The organism is Micromonospora sp. NPDC049107 (assembly GCF_040648595.1).
Classification (GTDB): domain Bacteria; phylum Actinomycetota; class Actinomycetes; order Mycobacteriales; family Micromonosporaceae; genus Micromonospora.
The window spans coordinates 34,106-56,280 of sequence record NZ_JBEZEC010000005.1 but is presented as its reverse complement, the minus strand read 5'-3'; the positions used below and the strand labels follow the sequence as shown (position 1 = coordinate 56,280).

The window sequence follows — 22,175 nt, the reverse complement described above, 5'->3', positions numbered from 1 at the left end:
GGTGGAACGTGGCCAACATCGTCAATCTGGACCGGGTGTCCAAGGGGTACGGCGCCGCCGGGCGGCTGCTCACGGACGTCTCGCTCGGCCTGGACGACGCCGACCGGATCGGTGTGGTCGGCCTCAACGGCGCCGGCAAGTCCACCCTGCTGCGGCTCCTCACCAAGCAGGAGGACCCCGACGACGGTCGGGTCACCCACCGTCGCGACCTGCGCGTGCTCTGGCTGCCGCAGCAGCTCACCCTCGCCCCCGAGGCCACCGTCCGGGACGTGGTGCTCGGCACCGCCTGGCTGGGCGAGGGCATGGGCGCCGAGCACGAGTGGGCCGGCGACGCCGGTGTCCGCAACATCCTGGACGGCCTCGGCATGCCGCACCTCGGCCTCGACCAGCCGGTCGGCCCGATGTCCGGTGGCGAACGGCGGCGGGTGGCGCTCGCCGCGCTGCTCGTGCGCGACTCGGACCTGCTGATCCTCGACGAGCCCACCAACCACCTCGACGTCGGCGGTGTCGACTGGCTGGCCCGGCACCTGGTCGGCCGCAAGGGCGCCCTCGTCGTGGTCACCCACGACCGGTGGTTCCTGGACGCAGTCTGCACCACCACCTGGGAGGTCGCCGACCAGACCGTCCGCGCATACGAGGGTGGCTTCGCCGCCTGGACCCTCGCCCGCGTGGAGCGGGAACGCGTCGCCGCCGCCGTGGAGGCCCGCCGGCAGAACCTGCTCCGTAAGGAGATCGCCTGGCTGCGGCGTGGCCCACCCGCCCGCACCTCCAAGCCGCAGTTCCGCATCGACGCGGCCAACGCGCTGATCGCCGACGTGCCGCCGGCCCGCGACACCATGTCGTTGCAGCGCATGGCCGTCTCCCGCCTCGGAAAGCAGGTGTACGAGCTCACGGACGTCGAGCTGCACGCCGGCCCGAAGGAGATTCTGCGTGACGCCACCTGGCTGATCGGCCCCGGTGACCGGATCGCCATCCTCGGCGCCAACGGCGCCGGTAAGACCACGCTGCTGCGAATGCTCGCCGGCATCACCCGGCCCGACGGCGGCCGCCTCACCACCGGCTCCACTGTCCGCCCGGCGTTCCTGTCCCAGGAACTCGTCGAGCTGCCCGGCCACCTGCGGGTGCTCGAAGCCGTCGAGGAGGTCGCCCGGCGCGTGCAGCTCGGCGACCGTGAGGTCTCCGCCGCACAGCTCGCCGAGGTCTTCGGCTTCGACGACCGCCGGCTCTGGACGCCCGTCAGCGACCTCTCCGGCGGTGAGCGTCGCCGTCTGCAGATGCTGCGGCTGCTCGCCGGCGAGCCCAACGTGCTGCTCTTCGACGAGCCGACGAACGACCTGGACACCGACACCCTGGCCGCGCTCGAAGACCTGCTCGACTCGTGGCCGGGCACGATCATCGTGGCCAGCCACGACCGCTACCTGATCGAACGCGTCACCGACACCGCGTACGGGATGTTCGGCGACGGCCGGCTGGTGCACCTGCCCGGTGGCGTCGACGAGTACCTCGCCCGGACCGCCGAGCGGGCCGGCTCCACCCGGGCGGGCGGCACCCCGACCGCCGCGCCCACCGGCCCGGCCACGAGCGGCATGTCCGCCGCCGAGGTACGCCAGGGCCGCAAGGAGCTCACCCGCCTCGAACGGCAACTCGGCAAGCTCGACCAGCGCGAGGTGACCCTGCTCGGCCAACTCGCCGCCGACGCCACCGACTACGCCCGGGTCGCCGAGCTGGACACCCAGCTCAAGGACCTGCGCGCCGAACGGGAACGGATCGAGGAGAGCTGGATGACGTTGGCCGAGGAGTTGCCCGAGGGCTGACCTGCCCCGGGCACGCCGGCGCGGGGGCCGTGTGCGGCGTCACACCGGCACATGCGGGACAATCATCGGCGACACCTCACCCCACGGCGTTGGAGACCCAGACATGGCGCACACCCCCATCAACCACCCCGCGCGGCCGATCTACCGGGCGATCGGCGGGCTGACCGGTCTGTACCTGGTGGTCTTCGGTGTGCTCGGCATCATCGCGAGCGCCGGCAACGAGGTCCTCGCGCAGGATGACACCCGAGTCCTCGGTCAGGGCACCAACCTCGGCTTCTCGCTGCTCAGCGTGCTGCTCGGGCTCGTCGTCCTGGTCGGCGCCGCGCTCGGCCGCAACATCGACGTGGCGGTCAACCAGTGGCTCGCGTACGCCCTGATGGTGATCGGCCTCGGCGGTCTCGCGTTCATCCGTACCGACGCCAACCTCTTCAACTTCAGCGTCGTCACGGTGATGGTGCTGCTGTCGGCCTCCCTGGTGCTGCTCATGGCCGGCATGTACGGCAAGGTCGGCACGGACGAGGAGGCGGAGGCGTTCCAGAAGGCTCGGCTCGTTCTCTGAGGCTTTCTGCTCGCTTTCGTGGTTGCGGCCGTGGGTTTTCGCCGGAGCCCGAGCTGCTCCGGGCGGTCAGGCTTGATCCCTGCGCAGCTCGGGCTCCGGCGAAAACCTGACCTGGTCCAGCCATTCGGCGGACCGTTCCGGCTTCCTGGTTCTTCGGACAGCCGGGTCTGCCCTGGGTGACAATCCTCCTGAAACGGTCGAACTCAGGTGGATGGGGTCTCGGGTATGCCGCACTTTCCGGTCAACCATCCGGCACGGCCGCTCTACCGGGTGCTCTCCGGGCTGATCGGCGTGTACATCCTGGTCTTCGGCGTCTGGGGGGTGGCCGAGACGATCGGTGACCCGCTCTTCGCCCGCAGCAGCACCTGGGCCCTCGGGCTACGGACCAACCTGGCCTTCTCGCTCGCCTCGGTGGTCTTCGGAGTCGTCTTGATCATCGGGGCGTCCCGGCGCACCAACCTCGGCCACTACATGAACCTCACCGCCGGGGTGGTGTTCCTGGTGACCAGCATCCTGATGATGTCCGTGCTGCAGACCGACGCGAACTTCCTCAACTTCTCGATGTCGACCGTGATCGTGTCGATGCTGTTCGGTCTGATCCTGCTCGGCACCGGCCTCTACGACAAGGTCGGCCCGTCGGAGCACGCCGAGGCGGAGTTGGAACGCCGCAAACACCCGGTGGCGGACGCGCACCGGAGCTGAGACCGGGGTCAGTGCCGGCGGGCGGTGATCAGCGTGGGTTTCGCCTCCAGGTGCGACAACCCGTTCCACGCCATGTTGACCAGGTGCGCCGCCACCGTCTCCTTGCGCGGCTTGCGCACCTCCAGCCACCAGCGGCCGGTCAACGCGACCATGCCCACCAGCGCCTGCGAGTAGAGCTCGGCCAGCTTCGGGTCGTACCCCCGGCTCTTGAACTCGGCGCCGAGGATGTGCTCGACCTGGTGGGCGACGTCGTTCATCACGCTGCTGAAGGTGGCCGTGCCGGACATCAGCGGCGACTCGCGGACCAGCACCCGGAACCCGCTCGTCTCCTCCTCGATGTAGCCCAGCAGGGCCATCGCCGCCTGCTCCAACAACTCCCGCGGATGCCCCGCCGTCAGCGCTGTGGTGATCCGGTCCAGCAGGGCCCGGACCTCCCGGTCGACCACGACCGCGTAGAGCCCTTCCTTGCCGCCGAAGTGCTCGTAGACCACCGGCTTGGAGACCTTGGCGCGGGCCGCCACCTCCTCGATCGAGGTGGCGTCGAAACCGCGCTCGGCGAACAGCTGCCTGCCGATCGCGATCAACTGCTCCCTACGCTGCGCCGCCGACATCCGTACCCGGGAGGTGGACTTGGGTTTCGCCGCCGCGGCCGGTGCCGGCCGCCGGCCGGCCGGCTCGTCAGTCACCTCGGGCATGTCGCCGCCTCGCTGGCGCTCCGTCACGCCCTGCCGTGGAATGGTGTCTCCGCTGTGCCCGTTCACGTCGTCGCCTCACTGGCGGGCGGCCCCGACCGCCCTGCCGTGCCGTGCGACCGTACCCGGATCGGGCGCGGCCCTCGTCCGCCGAGCCGTCCGGTCCCCCCGCGTCGCTCGGTCATCCGGCCATCCTGCCAGGCGACCCGCCGTGGCACCGCCCGGTTTACTGGGGTGCGACCGGCTTCACGAGCTTGGCCGCGAGGCGTTCGGGCTTCGGCCAGCGCACCTGCGACGCCGCGCCGACCTTCTCGAAGAACCAGATCACCCGCGCCGAGATGTCCACCTGACCCCGCAGCACACCGTGCCGCGCGCTGGTCGGGTCGGCGTGGTGCAGGTTGTGCCAGCTCTCACCGAACGACAGGATCGCCAGCGGCCAGAAGTTCGACGCGCGGTCGCCCTGACGCATCGCGAACGGACGCTCGCCGTACACGTGGCAGACCGAGTTGATCGCCCAGGTGACGTGGTGCAGAAGGCCTACCCGGACCAGCCCGGCCCAGAAGAACGCGGTGAGCGCGCCCTGCCACGACCAGGTCACCAGGCCCCCGATCAGCGCCGGGCCGAGCAGCGAGATGACCACCAGCGCGGGGAAGAGCCGGTCCACCCGGCTGATGTCCCGGTCGGCGATCAGGTCCGGAGCGAAACGCTCCCGGTTGGACAGCTCGCGGCGGAACAGCCAGCCCACGTGGGCGTGGAACAGGCCCCGGGTCAGCGCCCAGACGCTCGTGCCGAAACGCCACGGCGAGTGCGGGTCACCCTCCAGATCGGAGAACGCGTGGTGCCGCCGGTGGTCGGCCACCCACTGGATGATCTCGCCCTGCACCGCCAGCGAACCCGCGACCGCCAGGGTCACCCGCAGCCACCGCTTGGCCTTGAACGAGCCGTGCGTGAAGTAGCGGTGGAAACCCACCGTGATGCCGAGCCCGGAGACCACGTACCAGACCAGGCCGATGATCACGTCCGTCCAGCCCAGCCAGCCGCCCCAGGCGACGGGCACGGCGACCAGCAGCGCGACGAAGGGGATCACGACGAACGCCCACAGGGCAGCCAGGATCCCGGAGGACTGGGTGCCGTCGGTGAGCGGTTTCGGGCCGGGGCCGGTGGTGTTGGGTTCGAGCACGGTGGTGGACATGACACCTCGCAGGGGGGACGGGGAAAAGATCACTAACCTACGCCTACGTCACCGTAACTTACGGCCCGGTAGATCGCACGAGGAACTTTCGAAGAACCGTCGCACGCCCGTACCAAACTGCTGGTCATGACCGATCTGCTCGCCGTCGAGGTGCCTCGCGTACGCCCCGTTGAACAGCTTTCCGTCGCGCGGATTTTCAACCGCCGCGGCATCGGGCGCAACCGTCTCCAACGTCTTCTGAGCGGGGGCCGCCATCGCCGCGGACGGGGGCGCGGTGCCCGAACGTCGTGGATGATCGAGGGGATCATGAGGGATATGAGTGCTGGCGTCGACGAGGTCGGGCGTTAAGGTGTAGCGGCGGGATGCGCATCCTGCCGCGTCGTCCTTCTTGACGATGCGATCGGCCGTGGTGTAATTGGCAACACCCGGGTCTTTGGTACCCGTATTTCAGGTTCGAACCCTGGCGGCCGAGCTATCCCTGAAAGTCCGCTTTGGGTTCTCCTGGGGGTAAGAGGGAACCGTGCCGGGCCTCGTGGTTAGCATGGCCGCGAGAGTGTCCGCCGTCCCGACGGGAGCCACGTCGTGCCCCAGCCCCACCTTCGTACCGTCGTCGTACTTGCCGCCGGTGAGGGCAAGCGGATGAAGTCGACGCTGCCCAAGGTGCTGCACCCCCTGCTCGGTCGTACCCTGCTGGGCCACGTGTTGAGCGCGGCAGCGCCGCTGGCCGCCGACCGGACCGTCGTCGTGGTGGGTCACGGCGCCGACCAGGTTCGTGCGCATCTCACCGAGATCGCCCCCGACGCCACGCCCGTGCTGCAGGCCGAGCAGCTCGGCACCGGGCACGCCGTGCGGATCGCGTTGGACGCCGTGCCGGAGGGCGCCGGCACGGTCGTGGTGATCAACGGAGATGTGCCGTTGCTGCGCCCGGAGACGGTGGGCGCGTTGGTGACCGCGCACGAGGAGGCCGCCGCGGCGGCCACCGTGCTGGCCGCCGAGGTGCCCGACCCGACCGGGCTGGGGCGGATCGTCCGGGACGCCGACGGCCGGCTGGAGCAGATCGTCGAGGAGCGCGACGCCGACGCGGCGCAGCGTGCGATCCGCGAGATCAACGCCGGCATCTACGCCTTCGACGCGGTCCGGCTGCGTGACGCCCTGGGCAAGCTCTCCACGGACAACGACCAGGGCGAGGAGTACCTGACCGACGTGTTCGGCCTGCTCCGCTCGGCCGGCGAGCCGGTCGCGGTGCACGTGGCCGTCGACCATGTCGAGACGCTGGGCTGCAACGACCGGGTGGAGTTGGCGTCGCTGCGCCGGCTGCTGCGCGATCGGGTCAACGAGGCGTGGATGCGTACCGGAGTGAGTCTGCTCGACCCGGTGACCACCTGGATCGACGTGACGGTGGCTCTGGACCGCGACGCGGTGGTCGACCAGAACACCCAGCTGCGCGGTGCCACGGTGGTCGGCGCGGGCGCGCTGGTCGGGCCGGACGTCACGCTGGTCGACACCATCGTCGGCGAGGGCGCGTCGGTGGTGCGCAGCCACGCGGTCGGCGCCGAGGTGGGCGCGGGCGCGAGCGTCGGGCCCTACGCGTACCTGCGGCCTGCCGCGCGCCTCGCCGACAAGGCGAAGGTCGGCACGTTCGTCGAGGTGAAGAACTCCGAGATCGGGGCGGGCTCGAAGGTGCCGCACCTGACCTACGTGGGTGACGCGACGATCGGCGAGCAGAGCAACATCGGCGCCGCGTCGGTCTTCGTGAACTACGACGGGGTCAACAAGCACCGTACGGTGATCGGCAGCCACGCCCGGACCGGCGCGGACAACATGTTCGTGGCGCCGGTCGAGGTGGGCGACGGCGCGTACACGGCGGCCGGTTCGGTGATCGTGGACGACGTGCCGCCGGGCGCGATGGGTGTCGCCCGAGCGCGGCAGCGCAACATCGAGGGCTGGGTGGTGATGCGGCGGGCCGGTACGGCGGCGGCCGAGGCCGCGCAGCGTGCCCGCGACGCGAAGGGTGCGCAGCGATCCGGCGACGCGAAGGGTGCGTCGGAGGCGACCGGGACCGCAAGTGACAGTGAGGCAATGCACGGGCGGGCCGAGACGGTGGGCGGTGCGTCCGGCGCGGGAGATACTGCAACCGAATAGTCCCCGACCCACCACCACCGGGCCGGGAACCGCCGACAAACGGGAGCAGACGGGCCCATGGGCAGCATCGTCGCCGAAAACCGCAAGAGCCTGATGCTCTTCTCCGGACGGGGTTTCCCGGAGTTGGCCAAGGAGATCGGCGAGGTGCTCGGCGTGGCACCGACGCCGGCTGACGCGTACGAGTTCGCCAACGGCGAGATCTTCGTACGGTTCAAGGATTCGGTGCGTGGTTCGGACGCCTTCGTGGTGCAGTCCGTGACGCACGGAGTGAACACCTGGGTCATGGAGACCCTGATCATGGTCGACGCGTTGAAGCGCGGTTCGGCGAAGCGGATCACCGTGGTGCTGCCGTTCTACCCGTACGCGCGGCAGGACAAGAAGCACCGTGGTCGGGAGCCGATCTCGGCTCGCCTGGTGGCGGACCTGCTGAAGACCGCCGGTGCGAACCGGATCCTCACGGTCGACCTGCACACCGCGCAGATCCAGGGCTTCTTCGACGGGCCGGTGGATCACCTCTTCGCGATGGACGTGCTCGCCGAGTACGTGGAGCACAGGTACGCGGGTCGGCCGATGACCGTGGTGGCGCCGGATTCGGGCCGGGTGCGGGTGGCCGAGCGGTGGACCGACCGGCTGGGCGGCTGCCCGTTGGCGTTCATCCACAAGACCCGTGACCCGATGAAGCCGAACCAGGTGGTGGCTAACCGGGTGGTCGGTGAGGTGGAGGGTCGGGTCTGCCTGATCGTCGACGACATGATCGACACGGGTGGGACGATCACGAAGGCGGCGGACATCCTCAAGGAGTCGGGGGCGGCGGAGATCGTGGTGGCGTCCACCCACGCGCTCCTGTCCGACCCCGCCACGGAGCGGTTGAAGAACAGCCCGATCAGCGAGGTCGTGGTGACCAACACGCTGCCGTTGCCGCCCGAGAAGCAGCTCGACAAGTTGACCGTCCTGTCGATCGCGCCGCTGCTGGCGCGGGCGATCCGCGAGGTGTTCGACGACGGCTCGGTGACCACCCTGTTCGGTGGTCTGAGCTGAACCGGGCCAGGTCCGGCGGGCAAAGCTGACAAACTGGTCGAAACGGGCTGATCCGCCAGCGGGCAACACCGCCGGCGGATCAGTCCGGCGCCGTGACCGGGGACTGCCGGAAACCTGGGAATTGGCTCGGGTAGACTGGTGCGGTTGCCACGGCGAGGGTGCCCGGCGGGCCGCTGAAGAGCGCCGCACGGAGGCACCGTCATCGACGCGGTGCTCCGGGCAGTCGTTCATGACGCATGAGCCCCAGCGAGCCCCTCGCCCCAGCACCGCCAGACGACAAGCCGCCGCAGCGAAGCATCAGGAGTTTCCCCGTGTCCGAGGTAAAGATCAGCGCCGAGCCCCGCACCGAGTTCGGCAAGGGTGGTGCCCGTCGTACCCGCCGGGCCGGCAAGGTGCCCGCCGTGCTGTACGGCCACGGCGAGAAGCCCAAGCACATCGCGCTGCCGTCGCGGGAGTTCGCCGCCGCGATCCGCAAGGGTGGTGCCAACCAGCTCTTCGCGATCGACATCACCGACGGCACCCAGGTGCTGGCGCTGCCGAAGGCGATCCAGCGTGACCCGATCAAGGACACCTTCGAGCACGTGGACCTGCTGCTGGTCCGCCGCGGCGAGAAGGTCACCGTCGAGGTCCCGGTCCAGCTGACCGGTGAGGCCGCGAAGGACACCCTGATCGTGCACGACCACGACACCCTCTCGGTGACCGCCGACGCCACCAAGGTGCCGGACCACCTGGAGGCGTCGATCGAGGGCGCCGAGGCGGGCACCACGATCACCGCCGCCGACGTCGAGCTGCCCTCCGGCGTGGAGCTGGCCGCCGACTCGGAGCTGCCGGTCGCCTCGGTGACCGCCGCGCCGACGGCGGAGCAGCTCGAGGCGACGCTGCCCGAGGTCGAGACGGCCACCGACGAGGCCGAGGCCGAGGTCGGCGAGACCACCGAGGGCTCCGAGGGCGCGGACTCCGCCCCGGCCGCCGAGGGCGACGAGAACACCGAGGCGCGTACCGAGGCCTGATCGGTTCGTACTCTGCTGGCAGGCGTCCCCGAGCTTCGGGGGCGCCTGTCGGTGTATCGGGAGTCGGCGCAGACGTTTTGAGGGGCGGATCGTGACGGACGAGGCGGGACCGTGGCTGGTGGTCGGCCTGGGCAACCCGGGGCGGGAGTACGCCGGGAACCGGCACAATGTCGGGTTCATGGTGGCCGAGCTGCTGGCGGGGCGTGTCGGCGCGCGGTTCGGTCGGCACAAGCGGGCGGTGGCCGAGGTCGCCGAGGGGCGGCTGGGGTTCGGTGGTCCGAAGCTGGTGCTGGTGAAGCCACTGACGTACATGAACCTCTCCGGTGGGCCGGTGGCGGCGCTGTCGCAGTTCTACAAGGTGCCCCCGGCGCAGGTGGTCGCGGTGCACGACGAGCTGGACATCGAGTTCGGCCAGGTGCGGATCAAGTTCGGTGGCGGCGAGGGCGGGCACAACGGCCTGCGGTCGATGTCCAAGTCGTTGGGCACCAAGGACTACGTCCGGGTGCGGTTCGGGGTGGGTCGCCCGCCGGGGCGGCAGGATCCGGCGGACTACGTGCTGTCGGATTTCGGCGCGGCGGAGCGCAAGGAGCTCGATTTCCTGGTGGACCGGGCTGCCGACGTGGTGGAGTCGGTGATCGTCAAGGGCGTGGAGCCGACCCAGAACCTGTATCACGGGGGTTGAGTCGGGCGGTGCGTACCGGATTGGAAACGCCGGGCCGGTAGTCTGCGCCTTTCGGCGTGCCGTGACCGGCGACGCGGGTCGCGGCCGATCGGTGCGTGCGGGCACGGCCGCGGCGAGGCGACGGGAGCGGGCAGATGGGCAGTCCTCCGATGATCGACGGGGCGTTCGCCCGGTGGTTGGCCTCCCGGGCCGGTCAGGCGCTGCTGGACCTGCGTACGGAGTTGGGCTTCTCGGACACCGGGGCGCTGAAGTCGGCCGGGGACAAGGTGTCGCACGACCTGATCCGCACGGAGTTGGCGCGGTGGCGGCCGGGGGACGCGGTGCTCTCCGAGGAGGACGAGGGCTCGCGGTTGGCCTGGGCGGCAGAGGTGAACGCGGGAGCGGTGTCCCGGCTGACCGCGGACCGGGTCTGGATCATCGATCCGCTGGACGGCACCCGGGAGTTCGCCGAGGAGGGCCGCTCGGACTGGGCGGTGCACGTGGCGCTCTGGGCGCGGAGCGCGCCGAGCCCGCACGGGCTGGTCGCCGGTGCGGTGGGGTTGCCGGCGCAGCACCGGGTGCTGGGCACCGACTATCCGCCGGCGTACCCGCCGATGACGGTCGAGGCGGCGACCGCCGGCGAGCGCAAGATCCGGCTGGCGGCGAGTCGGAGTCGACCGCCGGTGTTCCTCACCGACCTGGCCGAGGATGTGGGCGCGCACCTGGTGCCGATGGGTTCCGCCGGGGCGAAGATCGCCGCGGTGGTGACCGGCGAGGTGGACGCGTACATCCATGCCGGCGGGCAGTACGAGTGGGACTCGGCGGCGCCGGTCGCTGTGGCGACGGCCACCGGACTGCACGCTTCCCGGATCGACGGTTCTGCGCTTCGATACAACGAGGCGGATCCGCGCCTGCCGGACCTGCTGGTCTGTCGCAAGGATCTCGCCAGCCGGTTGCTTGCAGCGCTGCAGAGGCATTCCGGGTAGCCTGAGCGCACTTCTTGACATGTCCGACCGGAAAGGTCTGGAAATCGGATGAGCGAGCGAGTGTCATGACCTCCCCCGCGGCCTACCGCGTCTCCCACCTGGACGCTCTTGAGGCGGAGAGCATCTTCGTGATGCGTGAGGTTGTCGCCGAGATGGAACGTCCGGTGCTGCTCTTCTCCGGCGGCAAGGACTCGATCGTCATGCTGCGGTTGGCGCAGAAGGCGTTCGCTCCGGCCAACATCCCCTTCCCCGTCATGCACGTCGACACCGGGCACAACTTCCCCGAGGTGCTGGAGTACCGCGATCAGCGGGTCACCGAGCTGGGGTTGCAGCTCGTGGTGGCGAGCGTGCCGGAGGCCCTCGCCAGCGGCATGGTCCGGGAGTCCGGCGACGGCATGCGCAACCGGATCCAGACGCCCGTGCTGCTCGACGCGGTGGAGAAGCACCGCTTCGACGCGCTGTTCGGCGGCGCCCGCCGGGACGAGGAGAAGGCGCGGGCCAAGGAGCGGGTGTTCAGCTTCCGCGACGAGTTCGGCCAGTGGGACCCGAAGAACCAGCGCCCGGAGCTGTGGTCGCTCTACAACGGCCGGCACCACCCGGGCGAGTCGATCCGGGTCTTTCCGCTGTCCAACTGGACCGAGCTGGACGTCTGGCACTACATCGCCAGCGAGCGCATCCCGCTGCCGTCGATCTACTACGCCCACGAGCGTGAGGTGATCGAGCGCGACGGCATGCTCTACGCGGTCAACGAGTTCTTCCGGCCGCGCGCCGGCGAGGAGCGGTTCAAGGCCCAGGTGCGGTACCGCACCGTCGGCGACGCCTCCTGCACCGCGGCGGTCCGCTCGGACGCGGACACCGTGGAGAAGGTCATCGAGGAGGTGGCGGCCACCCGGATCACCGAGCGGGGCGCGACCCGTGGTGACGACCGGGTCAGCGAGGCCGCCATGGAGGACCGTAAGCGGGAGGGCTACTTCTGATGAGCACCGAGATCGTGGCCCCGGCCGCCGGCACCGAGACCGCGCCCGAGGCACGGGCGATGGACCTGCTGCGGTTCGCGACCGCCGGCAGCGTGGACGACGGCAAGTCGACCCTGATCGGCCGGCTGCTGTACGACACCAAGTCGCTCTTCACCGACCAGTTGGAGGCCGTGGAGGCGGTCAGCGCGGCCCGGGGCGACGAGTACACCAACCTCGCGCTGCTCACCGACGGCCTGCGCGCCGAGCGGGAGCAGGGCATCACCATCGACGTGGCGTACCGCTACTTCGCCACGCCCCGGCGCAAGTTCATCATCGCGGACACTCCCGGGCACATCCAGTACACCCGGAACATGGTCACCGGCGCCTCCACGGCCGACCTGGCGTTGATCCTGGTCGACGCCCGCAAGGGCCTGGTCGAGCAGTCCCGCCGGCACGCGTTCCTCTGCTCGCTGCTGCGGGTGCCGCACCTGGTGTTGTGCGTCAACAAGATGGACCTGGTCGACTGGTCGCAGGAGGTCTACGAGCGGATCGCCGACGAGTTCACCGCGTTCGCCGCGAAGCTCGACGTACCGGACCTGACGGTGGTGCCGATCTCCGCGCTGCGGGGCGACAACATCGTGGCCCGGTCGGAGAACATGCCGTGGTACGAGGGCCCGTCGCTGCTGCACCACCTGGAGCGGGTGCACATCGCCAGTGACCGTAACCTGGTCGACGTCCGGTTCCCGGTGCAGTACGTGATCCGCCCGCAGTCGACCACGGTCACCGACTACCGCGGCTACGCCGGTCAGGTCGCGTCGGGTGTGCTCAAACCGGGCGACGAGGTGATGGTGCTGCCGTCCGGCTTCACCAGCCGGATCGCCGCCGTCGAGACCGCCGACGGGCCGGTCGCGGAGGCGTTCCCGCCCATGTCGGTGACGGTACGGCTGGCCGACGAGATCGACATCTCCCGGGGCGACATGATCTGCCGGCCGAACAACGCGCCCGCCGTCGCCCAGGACATCGAGGCGATGGTCTGCTGGATGGACGAGACGGCCCCGCTGCGGGTCGGTGGCCGGTACGCCATCAAGCACACCACCCGTTCGGCACGGGCGATCGTGCGCGGGCTGCACTACCGGTTGGACATCAACTCGCTGCACCGGGACGAGTCGGCGGACGAGCTGCGGCTCAACGAGATCGGTCGGGTCCGGCTGCGCACGACGGTGCCGCTGCTGGCCGACGAGTACCGCCGCAACCGTACGACGGGCGGCTTCGTCATCATCGACGAGACCACCAACCGCACGGTAGGCGCCGCCATGATCGTCGAAGCCGCCTAACCCCCAACCCCCAAACCCCAACCCCCCCACCCCACGTCGTGTTGATCAAGAGGTTCGCGTCAGAAATCGCGCAGATTCTGACGCGAACCTCTTGATCACCGGGCTGGACGCGGGTGGTGGGGTGGGGTGGGGCGGTGGGTGGGGTTAGGGGAGGCGGGTTGCGCCGGGGGAGGGCAGGACCGGGGTCGTGGTGGGGGCCGGGTAATTGCGCTCGGCGTAGGCGAGCCTGACTGCGTCGGCTACCGCTTCGACTCGGTCGGTCTCGACCAGGGCGAGGACGCAGCCACCGAATCCGCCGCCCGTCATGCGCGCGCCCAACGCGCCGGCCGACAGCGCCGCCTCGACCGCCGTGTCGATCTCCGGCACGGTGATCTCGAAGTCGTCGCGCATCGAGACGTGCGAGGCGGTGAGCAGCGGGCCGATGTCCCGGACCCGGCCGGCGCGCAACAGCGCGACGGTGTCGAGCACGCGCTGGTCCTCGGTGACCACGTGCCGGACCCGGCGCCGGGTCTCGGCGTCGTCGAGCCGGGCCAGGGCGGCGTCGAGCTCGTCGACGGTCACGTCGCGCAGCGCGGGCACCCCGAGCGCCTTGGCGGCGGCCTCGCAGGAGCGGCGGCGGGCGGCGTACTCACCATCGGCGTGCCGGTGCGGCGCGCGGCTGTCGACGACCAGCACGGTCAGCCCGGCGGCGTCCAGGTCGAACGGGATGTGCTCGACGGACTCGTCGCGGCAGTCGAGGAAGAGCGCGTGCCCGGCGCGGCAGCGGATCGCCGCGGACTGGTCCATGATGCCGGTCGGCGCGCCCACGTAGACGTTCTCCGCCCGCTGCGCCAGCCGGGGCTGTCGTTCGGCGGGCAGCTCCAGCCCCGCGAGGTCGAGCAGGGCGGCGAGCACGGCGGACTCGAGCGCGGCCGACGAGGAGAGCCCGGAACCCAGCGGCACGTCGGAGGCGATGGCCAGCCGGGCGCCGGGCACCGCGTGGCCGGCGTCGCGCAGCGCCCAGACCACCCCGGCCACGTACGCGCCCCAGCCGGTCACCCGGCCGGGCTCGGCCACGTCGTCCGCCTCGAAGGTGATCGTCTCGTCGGAGAGCTCGGACCAGACCGTCCAGCGTTCGTCGTCCCGCCGGTCGGCGGCGACCACGGTACGCATGGGAAGCGCGAACGGCAGCACGAACCCGTCGTTGTAGTCGGTGTGCTCGCCGATCAGGTTGACCCGACCGGGCGCGGCCCAGAGGCCGGCGGCCGAGGCGTCGTACTGGTCGGTGAAGCCGGCGGCGGCCCGCTCGGCGACGTCACCGGTGGGGCTGGTCATGGTGCCTCCTTGTTCGGCACTGCGGGGCTCGCACACCCGGCTCACTCGGCGGGCTCACGACTGCTCCAGGACGTGGGCGCGGTAGAAGGCCCAGGCGTCGCCGACCATGTCGTGCAGGGTGGGCTTGCGCGGCACCCATCCCAGCTCGTCACGGGCCAGCGCGGAGGAGGCGACCAGTTCGGCCGGGTCGCCCTCGCGGCGCGGCGCGACCTCGACCGGGAGCTGGTGGCCGGTGACCTCGCGGACCACGTCGACCACCTGGCGGTTGGTGAAGCCGTTTCCGTTGCCGAGGTTGTAGATGCGGTGCTGACCCGCGGTGGCGGCGTCCAGCGCGAGCAGGTGCGCGCGGGCGAGGTCGGCGACGTGGATGTAGTCGCGTACGCAGGTGCCGTCCACGGTCGGGTAGTCGTCGCCGAAGAGTTGGAGCTTCTCCCGCCGGCCGGCGGCGACCTCCAGGGCGATCGGGATGAGGTGCGTCTCCGGGTCGTGCCGCTCGCCGAGTGCGACGTCGCCGGCGAGGTGCGCTCCGGCCACGTTGAAGTAGCGCAGGGACACGGCGGCCAGCCCGTGCGCGTCGGCCTCGGAGGTGAGCGCCATGTCGACCGCGAGCTTGGTGGCGCCGTACGTGTTGGTGGGCGCCTTGACCGCGGTCTCCGGAATCGGCAGCTCGGTGGGGTTGCCGTAGACGGCGGCGGTGGAGGAGAAGACCATCCGGGGCACCCGGGCGGCCCGGACCGCGTTGATCAGGGCGAGCGTGCCGACCGTGTTGTTCTCCCAGTACAGCTCGGGTTTCACCATCGACTCGCCGGCGGCGATGAGGGCGGCGAAGTGCAGCACCCCGTCGAAGCCGGCGTCGGGGGTGAGGACCTGGGCGGCGTCGTGAATGGACGCCTCGACGTGCGTCGCGTCCGGAGCGAGCGCCTCGCGGTGACCGGTGCGCAGGTCGTCCAGGACGACGACCTGGTGGCCGGCGTCGAGCAGCATCCGGGTCACCACGCTGCCGATGAAGCCGGCACCCCCGGTGACGAGCAGTTTCACGTCGTTGCCTCCTGCCTGGCCCGCCGGGACGTGGCCCTTGGTGATCACCCTACGGCGGCGCTCGGGAGCGGTGTGGATCGCGCCGCACGCCATTCCATCATAATCTCTCACGTTTAAACAGAGCCGCACATCTCCGGTGCGGCGGGCACCCGGTGTCTACCATCTCTTTCATGCGGGAAGCAGCCCGTTCCGGGCTCCGGCGGCGGGTGCGGAAACGGTCCCGCCGTGACCCCGGGCCGCTCGCGCGGGCCGTCGCCCGGGTGCTGGTGCGCACCGCCGACGGCGCGACCCGCCTCGTCACCGATCTGCTCGGTACCGGCCCGGCGGCCGGCCGGGAACGCATCTCCGAGGCCGAGCTGCGGGACCTCGTGGCGGTCAACACGGTGCTCGACCCGGACGAGCGGCGGATCATCGACGAGGTGCTGGTGGCCGGGGCGAGTCTCGTCCGCGAGGTGATGATGCCCCGTACCGAGGTGGTCTTCCTGCCGGCCCGGCTGACCATCGCCGAGGCCGCCCGGCTGGTACGGGCCGAGACGCACTCGCGGTACCCGGTCACCGACGGCACCCAGGACGACGTGGTCGGGTTCGTGCACCTGCGGGACGTGCTGCTCCGTCCGGACGCCGACCCCTGCGCCACGGTGGGCGAGCTGACCCGCGAGGTCAAGCAGGTGCCGGGGAGCAAGCGGGTCCTGGCCGCGCTGACCGAGATGCGCCGGGAAGGGCACCACCTGGCGGTGGTGGTCGACGAGTACGGCGGAACCGCCGGCATCGTCACCCTGGAGGACCTGATCGAGGAACTCGTCGGAGAGATCCACGACGGGTACGGCAGGCCGCCCGACCCGAGCCACGTCGGCCTGCCGGCCGTGGTCGACGGCCGGCTCAACCTCGCCGACTTCGCCGAGCGGACCGGTGTGGCGCTCCCCGCCGGTCCGTACGAGACCGTCGGCGGGTACGTGATGGCAGTCCTGGGCCGCCTGCCGCTGACCGGCGACGAGGTGCCGGTGCCCGGCGAGCCGCCCGACGGCGGCGGGCCCGATCCGGCGGCACCGGCCGACGGTTGGCTCCTGCGCGTGCTGGCCCTGGACGGACGCCGGGTCGCCCGGCTCGCGGTGACGGCGGCCCGGATGCCGGAGCAGCGGCGCGATCCCGCCGTCAGCCATCAGCGCGAGGCGGACCGGGGCGCGGCGGGACAGCAGCGGGGCACCGCGGTCGGGCCGGGTCCACGGCCGGGGACGAGCGGGCCACGCGAGGTCAGCGCCCCGACACCGGCTGGCCGGGGCCGACGCGCCGGCCCGTCATGACGGCTCCGCATGCTTGCTGACAGAATTATCGCCATGCCCGACGTTCCCGAGCGACCCCGCGTCTTCTCCGGCATCCAGCCGACGGCCGACTCGTTCCACCTCGGCAACTACCTGGGAGCCGTGCGGCACTGGGTGGCCCTGCAGGACACCCACGACGCGTTCTACTGCGTGGTGGACCTGCACGCGATCACCGCCGGTCACGATCCGGCGGTGCTGCGCCAGCGGACCAGGGTGGCGGCCGCCCAGCTCTTCGCGGTCGGTATCGATCCGGACCGCAGCACCCTGTTCGTACAGTCGCAGGTGCCCGAGCACCCGCAGCTGGCGTGGGTGCTCGGCTGCATCACCGGTTTCGGCGAGGCCAGCCGGATGACGCAGTTCAAGGACAAGTCGCAGAAGCAGGGCAACGAGCGGGCCAGCGTCGGGCTGTTCACCTACCCGGTCCTGCAGGCCGCCGACATTCTGCTCTACCAGGCCAACGCGGTGCCGGTCGGCGAGGACCAGCGTCAGCACCTGGAACTCTCCCGCGACCTGGCCCAGCGGTTCAACTCGCTGTTCGGCGCGACGTTCACGATCCCCGCGCCGCACATCGTCAAGGACACCGCGAAGATCACCGACCTGCAGGACCCGACGGCCAAGATGTCCAAGTCGTCGTCCTCGCCGGCCGGCATCATCGACCTGCTGGAAGACCCGGCCCGCTCGGCGAAGAAGATCCGCTCCGCGGTGACCGACACCGGTCGGGAGATCGTCTTCGACGCCGAGACCAAGCCGGGCGTGTCCAACCTGTTGACCATCTACTCGGCGCTCAGCGGGCGTGGCATCGACGACCTGGTGTCCGCGTTCGCCGGTCGCGGCTACGGCGACCTCAAGAAGGAGTTGGCCGATCAGGTGGCGGAGTTCGTCCGTCCCATCCAGGAGCGCACGCGCACGTACCTCGACGACCCCGCCCAACTGGACAAGCTGCTCGCCGCCGGGGCGGAGAAGGCCCGGTCCGTGGCCGGCGCGACGCTGCGGTCCGCGTACGAGCGGGTCGGTTTCTTCCCGCCGGTGCGCGGCGAATAGCGCTGCGGGGACGGGTGGGCGAATCGGTGGCCGACGTGGCGGCACGGAGCGTGGATCGCAGCGGCGGGATGCCCCCGCCGGGCGACACCGTGCAGATCGGCATCGCGGTGGACATCCCGGAGCCGTGGGGGGCACAGCTCACCCGGCGACGGGTCGAGGCGGGTGATCCCCTCGCGGTGCCCGCGCACGTGACGCTGCTCGGCCCGACCGAGATCCCGACCGACGTGCTGCCGGGCATCGAGCGGCACCTCGCCGCCGTGGCCGCCGCGCATCTGCCGTTCACGCTGCACCTGCGGGGGACCGGCACGTTCCGGCCGGTGACGCAGGTGGTGTTCGTCGCGGTGGCCGCCGGCATCAGCGAATGCGAGTTGCTGGCCGCGGCCATCGCGGCCGCGCCGGGTCTGCACCGCCAGACCCGCTTCCCGTACCATCCGCACGTCACCGTCGCGCATGACGTCGCTCCGGAGGCGTTGGACAAGGTGTACGAGGATCTGGCCGACTTCTCCGCGATGTTCGAGGTCGACGCGTTCACCCTGTTCTCGCACAGTGGGCCGGCCCGGTGGCAGCCCCGCCGGGACTTCCGCCTCGGCGACTGACGTTCGGCGGCGCGCCGGCTGGCGAGCGGTCTTGTACTGGTTGCCGGGACGGCGGCGGGAGATCGGCGAGGATGATCGCGTGAACGTGATCGGCCGGATCGAGGCGGGCATCGACCGCTGGGTGGGTGCCGCGCGTGCCCGGTCGGGCCTGTTCGACCACGTCTGGCGTGCCGGGACGCTCTACGCCGACGTGCTGGCAGGAAGGCTCGCCGCGGCGATCGCGTACTACGGCTTCTTCGCCGTCTTCGCTCTCGCCCTGGTCGCGTACTCCGTCTTCGGCGCAATCCTGGAGGACAACGACGAGGTCAGCGAGGCGGCGACCGGGTTCCTGAAGGAGAACCTGCCGTTCCTGGACGCGCAGCAGATCGCGAACTCCAGCGGCACGGTCGGTGTGGTCGGCCTGGTCATCCTCGTGTTCACCGGGATCGGCTGGGTGGAGGCGATCCGCTCCTCGCAGCGGCTCATGTACGCGCTCAACCAGCAGCCCGGCAACCTCGTGGTCCGGCGGCTGGTCGACCTCGGGGTGATGATCGGCGTCTTCGTGCTGCTCGGTCTCTCCGTGGCGGCGGTGGACGCGTTGGAATCCCTGCTGCGCTTTCTGCTGCGCAGCACCGGGTCGGTCGGCCTGACCACCGTCAGCGCCGTCCTCAGCGTGCTGGTCAACGCGGTGCTCGCCACCGCGCTGCTGCTCGCGGTGCCCCGGCTGCGGATGAGCCGGTCCCGGCTGCGTCCGGTGGTGCTGCTGGTCGCGGTCGGCATCACGCTGCTCAACACGCTCGGGCGGTACTACGTGGTGCGCACCGAGCGGAACCCGGCGTACACCGTGGTGGCCGGTGCGGTCGGTCTGCTGCTCTACCTCTACCTGCTGAACCAACTGGTGCTGTTCGGCGCGGCGCTGCTCGCGACCAGCCGGAGTGGGCGCGTGGTAGACCTGGCGGCGGGCGCCCCCGTGGTGGATGTCGACGAGGACACCGACCCCGGCGCCCCGGGCGGTGCGGGGTGAGGGTGGAGATGTCCGACGTGCTGATCACCGTCGACCAGGACTCGCCGGTGCCGCCGTACGAGCAGGTGCGTGTGCAGCTCGCCGAGCTGATCGGCGACGGCCGGTTGCCGGTGGGCAGCCGCCTGCCCACCGTCCGGCAGCTCGCGGCCGACCTGCGACTGGCCGCGAACACGGTGGCGCGGGCCTACCGGGAGCTGGAGGCGGCCGGCCTGTTGCAGACCCGGGGACGCAACGGCACCTTCGTCGCTCCCGGGCGGGACGACGCCGTCGACCGGCTGCACCGGTTCGCCGTCGACTACGCCGCCGAGGCGCGGCGGCTCGGCGTGACCCCGGATCGTGCTGTCGCTCTCGTGCGGGCCGCCCTGGACGCCACCCGACACGACTGAGCCGACCGGTCTCTCATCGACCGCCGGACGGGCGGTAACTGAGCAGAACGGCACCGGCGCTCACGTTCGCGGACCATGATGAGCCCGTGGGCGCACTCATGACACTGGACCTGCCGGCCGACTCGCCGATGCTCGGCTTGCCGTGGATCATCACCTTCGGGCCGCTCGGTGACCTGGACGAGTGGGAGCCGGTGGTCTGCGGGCCGTACGAACGGCCACACGCGTTGGCGTTGGCCGAGGCGGTGGTGGCCGAGGAGCAGCTGATGGCCGTGGTGGAACCGCTGCTGCCGGCGCTGTCGGCCGACGAGATCCGCAGTGAGATCGCCGCCGCGCAGGTGGCCGCCGAGGACGAGGCCCGGCAGGTCGAGGGGGCCGACCTGTACGGAGACTTCGAGGACGTGATCGACGAGGAGTTGGACGCGGCGGCCGACGAGGCGGGTCACGGCGAGCCCGCCGAGCCACCGGACGAGGCCGAGGTGCGCGCCGGCTTCACCCGGATCGCGGCGCTGCTCACCGCGAAGTGACGCGGCGGGTCAGGGCCCGGGGCCGGAGCGCACCACGGGCGTCACACGAGCACCGGCGCCGCGCGGAATCCGTTCCGCGTGGCGCCGGTGCACCTCACCCCCCACCACAAGGGGTCGGCAGCCCAGTCGCCCGTTGGCGCGGGGCACGACGGACGACCAGGTCGAGATTGGCTTACCCGCTCAGCGCCGTTCGAACCAGGCGGCCGCGTCGACGGGCAACAGGTGGTCGGTGAGCGGCGCGCTCGCCACGACCGGCGTGCCGTACCCGTCGAGTGCCACGGGCGCTGCGCCGAGGTTGACGACGCAGGTCAGCACGGTGTCACCCGCGCCGCGGGAGAACGCCAACACGCCCGGCTCGGTCTGCGACCAGGTGACCTCGCCGGCGTCGGCGGCCAGCGCCGGGTGCTCGCGGCGGATGCGCAGGGCCGTCCGGTACAGCTCCAGCGTCGAGCCCGGGGCGCCGGCCTGCGTGGCGACCGACAGGGCGCGCCAGGTCGCCGGGGCGGGCAGCCAGCTCAGCTCGCTGCCGGCCGGCCCGAAGCCGTACGGCGCCAGCTCTCCACTCCACGGAATCGGCACCCGGCAGCCGTCGCGGCTCTCACCCGTACGCAGGAACGCCGGATCCTGCCGTAGCTCGTCGGGGAGGTCGAGAACCTCGGGCAGGCCCAACTCCTCACCCTGGTAGAGGTAGGCCGAGCCGGGGAGCGCGAGCATCAGCAGGCTGGCGGCACGGGCCCGGCGCAGCCCGTCGGGGCCGTCGCCGTAGCGGGTGACGTGCCGCTGCTTGTCGTGGTTGGACAGCACCCAGGTGGTGGGCGCGCCGACCACCGTCGCTTCGGCGAGGGCGGTGTCGATCACCTTGCGGAACGAGTCGGCCGACCAGGTGGCGTCGAGAAAGTCGAAGCTGAACGCCTGGTGCAGCTCGTCCGGGCCGATGTAGCGGGCCAGCCGCTCCGGCGTCTCGGCCCACGCCTCGGCGACCGCCATCCGGCCGCCCGGGTAGCTGTCCAGGATGGGCCGCCACGCGCGGTAGATCTCGTGGACCTCGTCCTGGTCGAAGTAGGGCAGGCGACCCTTGCCGAGTAGTTCGACCTGGCGTTGCCCGGTCGTCGCCGTGCTGAAGCCGACGTCCGGCAGCCCTTCGGCCTTGATCATGCCGTGGGCCACGTCGACGCGGAAGCCGTCCACGCCCCGGTCCAGCCAGAACCGCAGCACGTCCTCGAACTCGGCGCGAACCTCCGGGTGCCGCCAGTTCAGGTCCGGCTGGGCCGGGTCGAACAGGTGCAGGTACCACTGGCCGTCGGCGATCCGGGTCCAGGCGGGGCCGCCGAAGATGCTCTCCCAGTCGTTGGGGGGCAGTTCGCCGTGCGCGCCCTTGCCGTCGGCGAAGAGGTAGCGGGCCCGCTCGGGCGAGCCGGGACCGGCGGCGAGGGCGTCGACGAACCAGCGGTGCGCGCTGGACGTGTGGTTGGGCACCAGGTCGACGATGATCCGCAGGCCGAGGCTGTGCGCGTCGGTGATCATCGCGTCGAAGTCGGCGAGTGTGCCGAACATCGGGTCGACGTCCCGGTAGTCCGCGACGTCGTACCCGCCGTCGACCATCGGCGAAGTGTAGAAGGGGGTCAGCCAGAGCGCGTCCACCCCGAGGTCGCGGAGGTACGGCAGGCGTTCCCGGATGCCCGCCAGGTCGCCGACGCCGTCTCCGTTGCTGTCGGCGAGGCTGCGCACGTAGACCTGGTAGACGACCGCGGAGCGCCACCAGTCGTCGTCCGTGCGGGGCAGGGTGATGGTGGTGCTGACGGTCATTGGTGATGTTTCCCCGTCTGTCTCAGGCTCGGGCGCGGCTGTGCGAGCAATATGCCGGCCGC

The 22,175-nt window shown here is 71.1% G+C and carries 22 protein-coding genes and 1 tRNA gene; 18 read left to right on the top strand and 5 right to left on the bottom strand.

What is annotated here, in order from left to right; genetic code table 11:
• Nucleotides 1-8 precede the first annotated feature (8 nt).
• From AB0B55_RS13950 to AB0B55_RS13940, 3 genes are all read left to right on the top strand, one after another.
• Nucleotides 9-1,814, top strand: coding sequence for an ABC-F family ATP-binding cassette domain-containing protein (locus AB0B55_RS13950; RefSeq protein ID WP_357124553.1), 1,806 nt, complete (start codon nt 9-11; stop codon nt 1,812-1,814).
• A gap of 103 nt (nt 1,815-1,917) precedes the next feature.
• Complete coding sequence (locus AB0B55_RS13945; RefSeq protein ID WP_357124556.1) at nt 1,918-2,373, top strand: DUF4383 domain-containing protein; 456 nt, start codon at nt 1,918-1,920, stop codon at nt 2,371-2,373.
• A 225-nt stretch (nt 2,374-2,598) separates the two neighbouring features.
• Nucleotides 2,599-3,075 carry a DUF4383 domain-containing protein gene (locus AB0B55_RS13940; RefSeq protein WP_357124559.1) on the top strand — a complete coding sequence of 159 codons (477 nt, stop codon included), beginning with the start codon at nt 2,599-2,601 and terminating at the stop codon, nt 3,073-3,075.
• An 8-nt stretch (nt 3,076-3,083) separates the two neighbouring features.
• On the opposite strand, the gene AB0B55_RS13935 is transcribed toward AB0B55_RS13940, so the two are convergent.
• Together AB0B55_RS13935 and AB0B55_RS13930 are read right to left on the bottom strand one after the other, a co-directional pair.
• A complete protein-coding gene (locus AB0B55_RS13935; protein WP_357124562.1) occupies nt 3,084-3,770 on the bottom strand; it encodes a TetR/AcrR family transcriptional regulator in 687 nt (228 codons plus the stop codon).
• 223 nt (nt 3,771-3,993) lie between these two features.
• The gene (locus AB0B55_RS13930) at nt 3,994-4,959 is read right to left on the bottom strand and encodes an acyl-CoA desaturase (protein ID WP_357124565.1); all 966 of its coding nucleotides are present in this window, start codon (nt 4,957-4,959) and stop codon (nt 3,994-3,996) included.
• 126 nt (nt 4,960-5,085) lie between these two features.
• Here AB0B55_RS13930 and AB0B55_RS13925 point away from each other — a divergent pair, with 126 nt between their 5' ends.
• The 9 genes from AB0B55_RS13925 to AB0B55_RS13885 all read left to right on the top strand — a co-directional run bounded on the left by AB0B55_RS13925 (nt 5,086) and on the right by AB0B55_RS13885 (nt 13,086).
• Nucleotides 5,086-5,307, top strand: coding sequence for a hypothetical protein (locus AB0B55_RS13925; protein WP_357171845.1), 222 nt, complete (start codon nt 5,086-5,088; stop codon nt 5,305-5,307).
• Between the two features lie 52 nt (nt 5,308-5,359).
• A tRNA-Gln gene (locus AB0B55_RS13920) sits at nt 5,360-5,431 on the top strand.
• 110 nt (nt 5,432-5,541) lie between these two features.
• Nucleotides 5,542-7,101 carry a bifunctional UDP-N-acetylglucosamine diphosphorylase/glucosamine-1-phosphate N-acetyltransferase GlmU gene (gene glmU, locus AB0B55_RS13915; protein ID WP_357171844.1) on the top strand — a complete coding sequence of 520 codons (1,560 nt, stop codon included), beginning with the start codon at nt 5,542-5,544 and terminating at the stop codon, nt 7,099-7,101.
• Between the two features lie 57 nt (nt 7,102-7,158).
• Nucleotides 7,159-8,139, top strand: coding sequence for a ribose-phosphate diphosphokinase (locus AB0B55_RS13910; protein WP_355048964.1), 981 nt, complete (start codon nt 7,159-7,161; stop codon nt 8,137-8,139).
• Nucleotides 8,140-8,450: 311 nt separating this feature from the next.
• Nucleotides 8,451-9,149: a 50S ribosomal protein L25/general stress protein Ctc gene (locus AB0B55_RS13905; protein WP_357124575.1), complete on the top strand. Its 699-nt coding sequence runs from the start codon at nt 8,451-8,453 to the stop codon at nt 9,147-9,149.
• 91 nt (nt 9,150-9,240) lie between these two features.
• Complete coding sequence (gene pth, locus AB0B55_RS13900) at nt 9,241-9,831, top strand: aminoacyl-tRNA hydrolase (RefSeq protein ID WP_357124578.1); 591 nt, start codon at nt 9,241-9,243, stop codon at nt 9,829-9,831.
• A gap of 134 nt (nt 9,832-9,965) precedes the next feature.
• Nucleotides 9,966-10,796 carry an inositol monophosphatase family protein gene (locus tag AB0B55_RS13895; protein ID WP_357124581.1) on the top strand — a complete coding sequence of 277 codons (831 nt, stop codon included), beginning with the start codon at nt 9,966-9,968 and terminating at the stop codon, nt 10,794-10,796.
• 65 nt (nt 10,797-10,861) lie between these two features.
• Nucleotides 10,862-11,773 (top strand): sulfate adenylyltransferase subunit CysD, encoded by a 912-nt coding sequence (gene cysD, locus AB0B55_RS13890; protein WP_357124584.1) that lies wholly within the window; start codon nt 10,862-10,864, stop codon nt 11,771-11,773.
• Nucleotides 11,773-13,086 (top strand): GTP-binding protein, encoded by a 1,314-nt coding sequence (locus AB0B55_RS13885; protein ID WP_357124588.1) that lies wholly within the window; start codon nt 11,773-11,775, stop codon nt 13,084-13,086. The genes cysD and AB0B55_RS13885 overlap by 1 nt, the downstream gene beginning before the upstream one ends.
• A 144-nt stretch (nt 13,087-13,230) precedes the next feature.
• Here the strand turns inward: AB0B55_RS13885 and galK are convergent, their stop codons facing one another.
• Nucleotides 13,231-14,400, bottom strand: a complete 1,170-nt coding sequence (gene galK, locus AB0B55_RS13880) for a galactokinase (RefSeq protein ID WP_357124591.1) — start codon at nt 14,398-14,400, stop codon at nt 13,231-13,233.
• Between the two features lie 54 nt (nt 14,401-14,454).
• Nucleotides 14,455-15,438 carry a UDP-glucose 4-epimerase GalE gene (gene galE, locus AB0B55_RS13875; RefSeq protein ID WP_357124594.1) on the bottom strand — a complete coding sequence of 328 codons (984 nt, stop codon included), beginning with the start codon at nt 15,436-15,438 and terminating at the stop codon, nt 14,455-14,457.
• A 170-nt stretch (nt 15,439-15,608) separates the two neighbouring features.
• Between galE and AB0B55_RS13870 the strand changes: the two genes are divergently transcribed.
• The 6 genes from AB0B55_RS13870 (at nt 15,609) to AB0B55_RS13845 (ending at nt 20,307) form a co-directional block, all read left to right on the top strand.
• Nucleotides 15,609-16,739, top strand: a complete 1,131-nt coding sequence (locus tag AB0B55_RS13870; RefSeq protein WP_357124597.1) for a hemolysin family protein — start codon at nt 15,609-15,611, stop codon at nt 16,737-16,739.
• A gap of 33 nt (nt 16,740-16,772) precedes the next feature.
• On the top strand, nt 16,773-17,798 hold the full coding sequence (gene trpS, locus AB0B55_RS13865) for a tryptophan--tRNA ligase (protein WP_357124600.1): 1,026 nt from the start codon (nt 16,773-16,775) through the stop codon (nt 17,796-17,798).
• Between the two features lie 68 nt (nt 17,799-17,866).
• The gene (locus AB0B55_RS13860) at nt 17,867-18,394 is read left to right on the top strand and encodes a 2'-5' RNA ligase family protein (protein ID WP_357124707.1); all 528 of its coding nucleotides are present in this window, start codon (nt 17,867-17,869) and stop codon (nt 18,392-18,394) included.
• 79 nt (nt 18,395-18,473) lie between these two features.
• Entirely contained in the window at nt 18,474-19,397 is a 924-nt protein-coding gene (locus tag AB0B55_RS13855) for a YhjD/YihY/BrkB family envelope integrity protein (protein WP_357124603.1), read from the top strand.
• 8 nt (nt 19,398-19,405) lie between these two features.
• Entirely contained in the window at nt 19,406-19,783 is a 378-nt protein-coding gene (locus AB0B55_RS13850) for a GntR family transcriptional regulator (RefSeq protein WP_357124606.1), read from the top strand.
• 86 nt (nt 19,784-19,869) lie between these two features.
• A complete protein-coding gene (locus AB0B55_RS13845; RefSeq protein ID WP_089017805.1) occupies nt 19,870-20,307 on the top strand; it encodes a hypothetical protein in 438 nt (145 codons plus the stop codon).
• Nucleotides 20,308-20,487: 180 nt separating this feature from the next.
• On the opposite strand, the gene AB0B55_RS13840 is transcribed toward AB0B55_RS13845, so the two are convergent.
• Complete coding sequence (locus tag AB0B55_RS13840; protein WP_357171843.1) at nt 20,488-22,113, bottom strand: glycoside hydrolase family 13 protein; 1,626 nt, start codon at nt 22,111-22,113, stop codon at nt 20,488-20,490.
• Nucleotides 22,114-22,175: the final 62 nt, after the last annotated feature.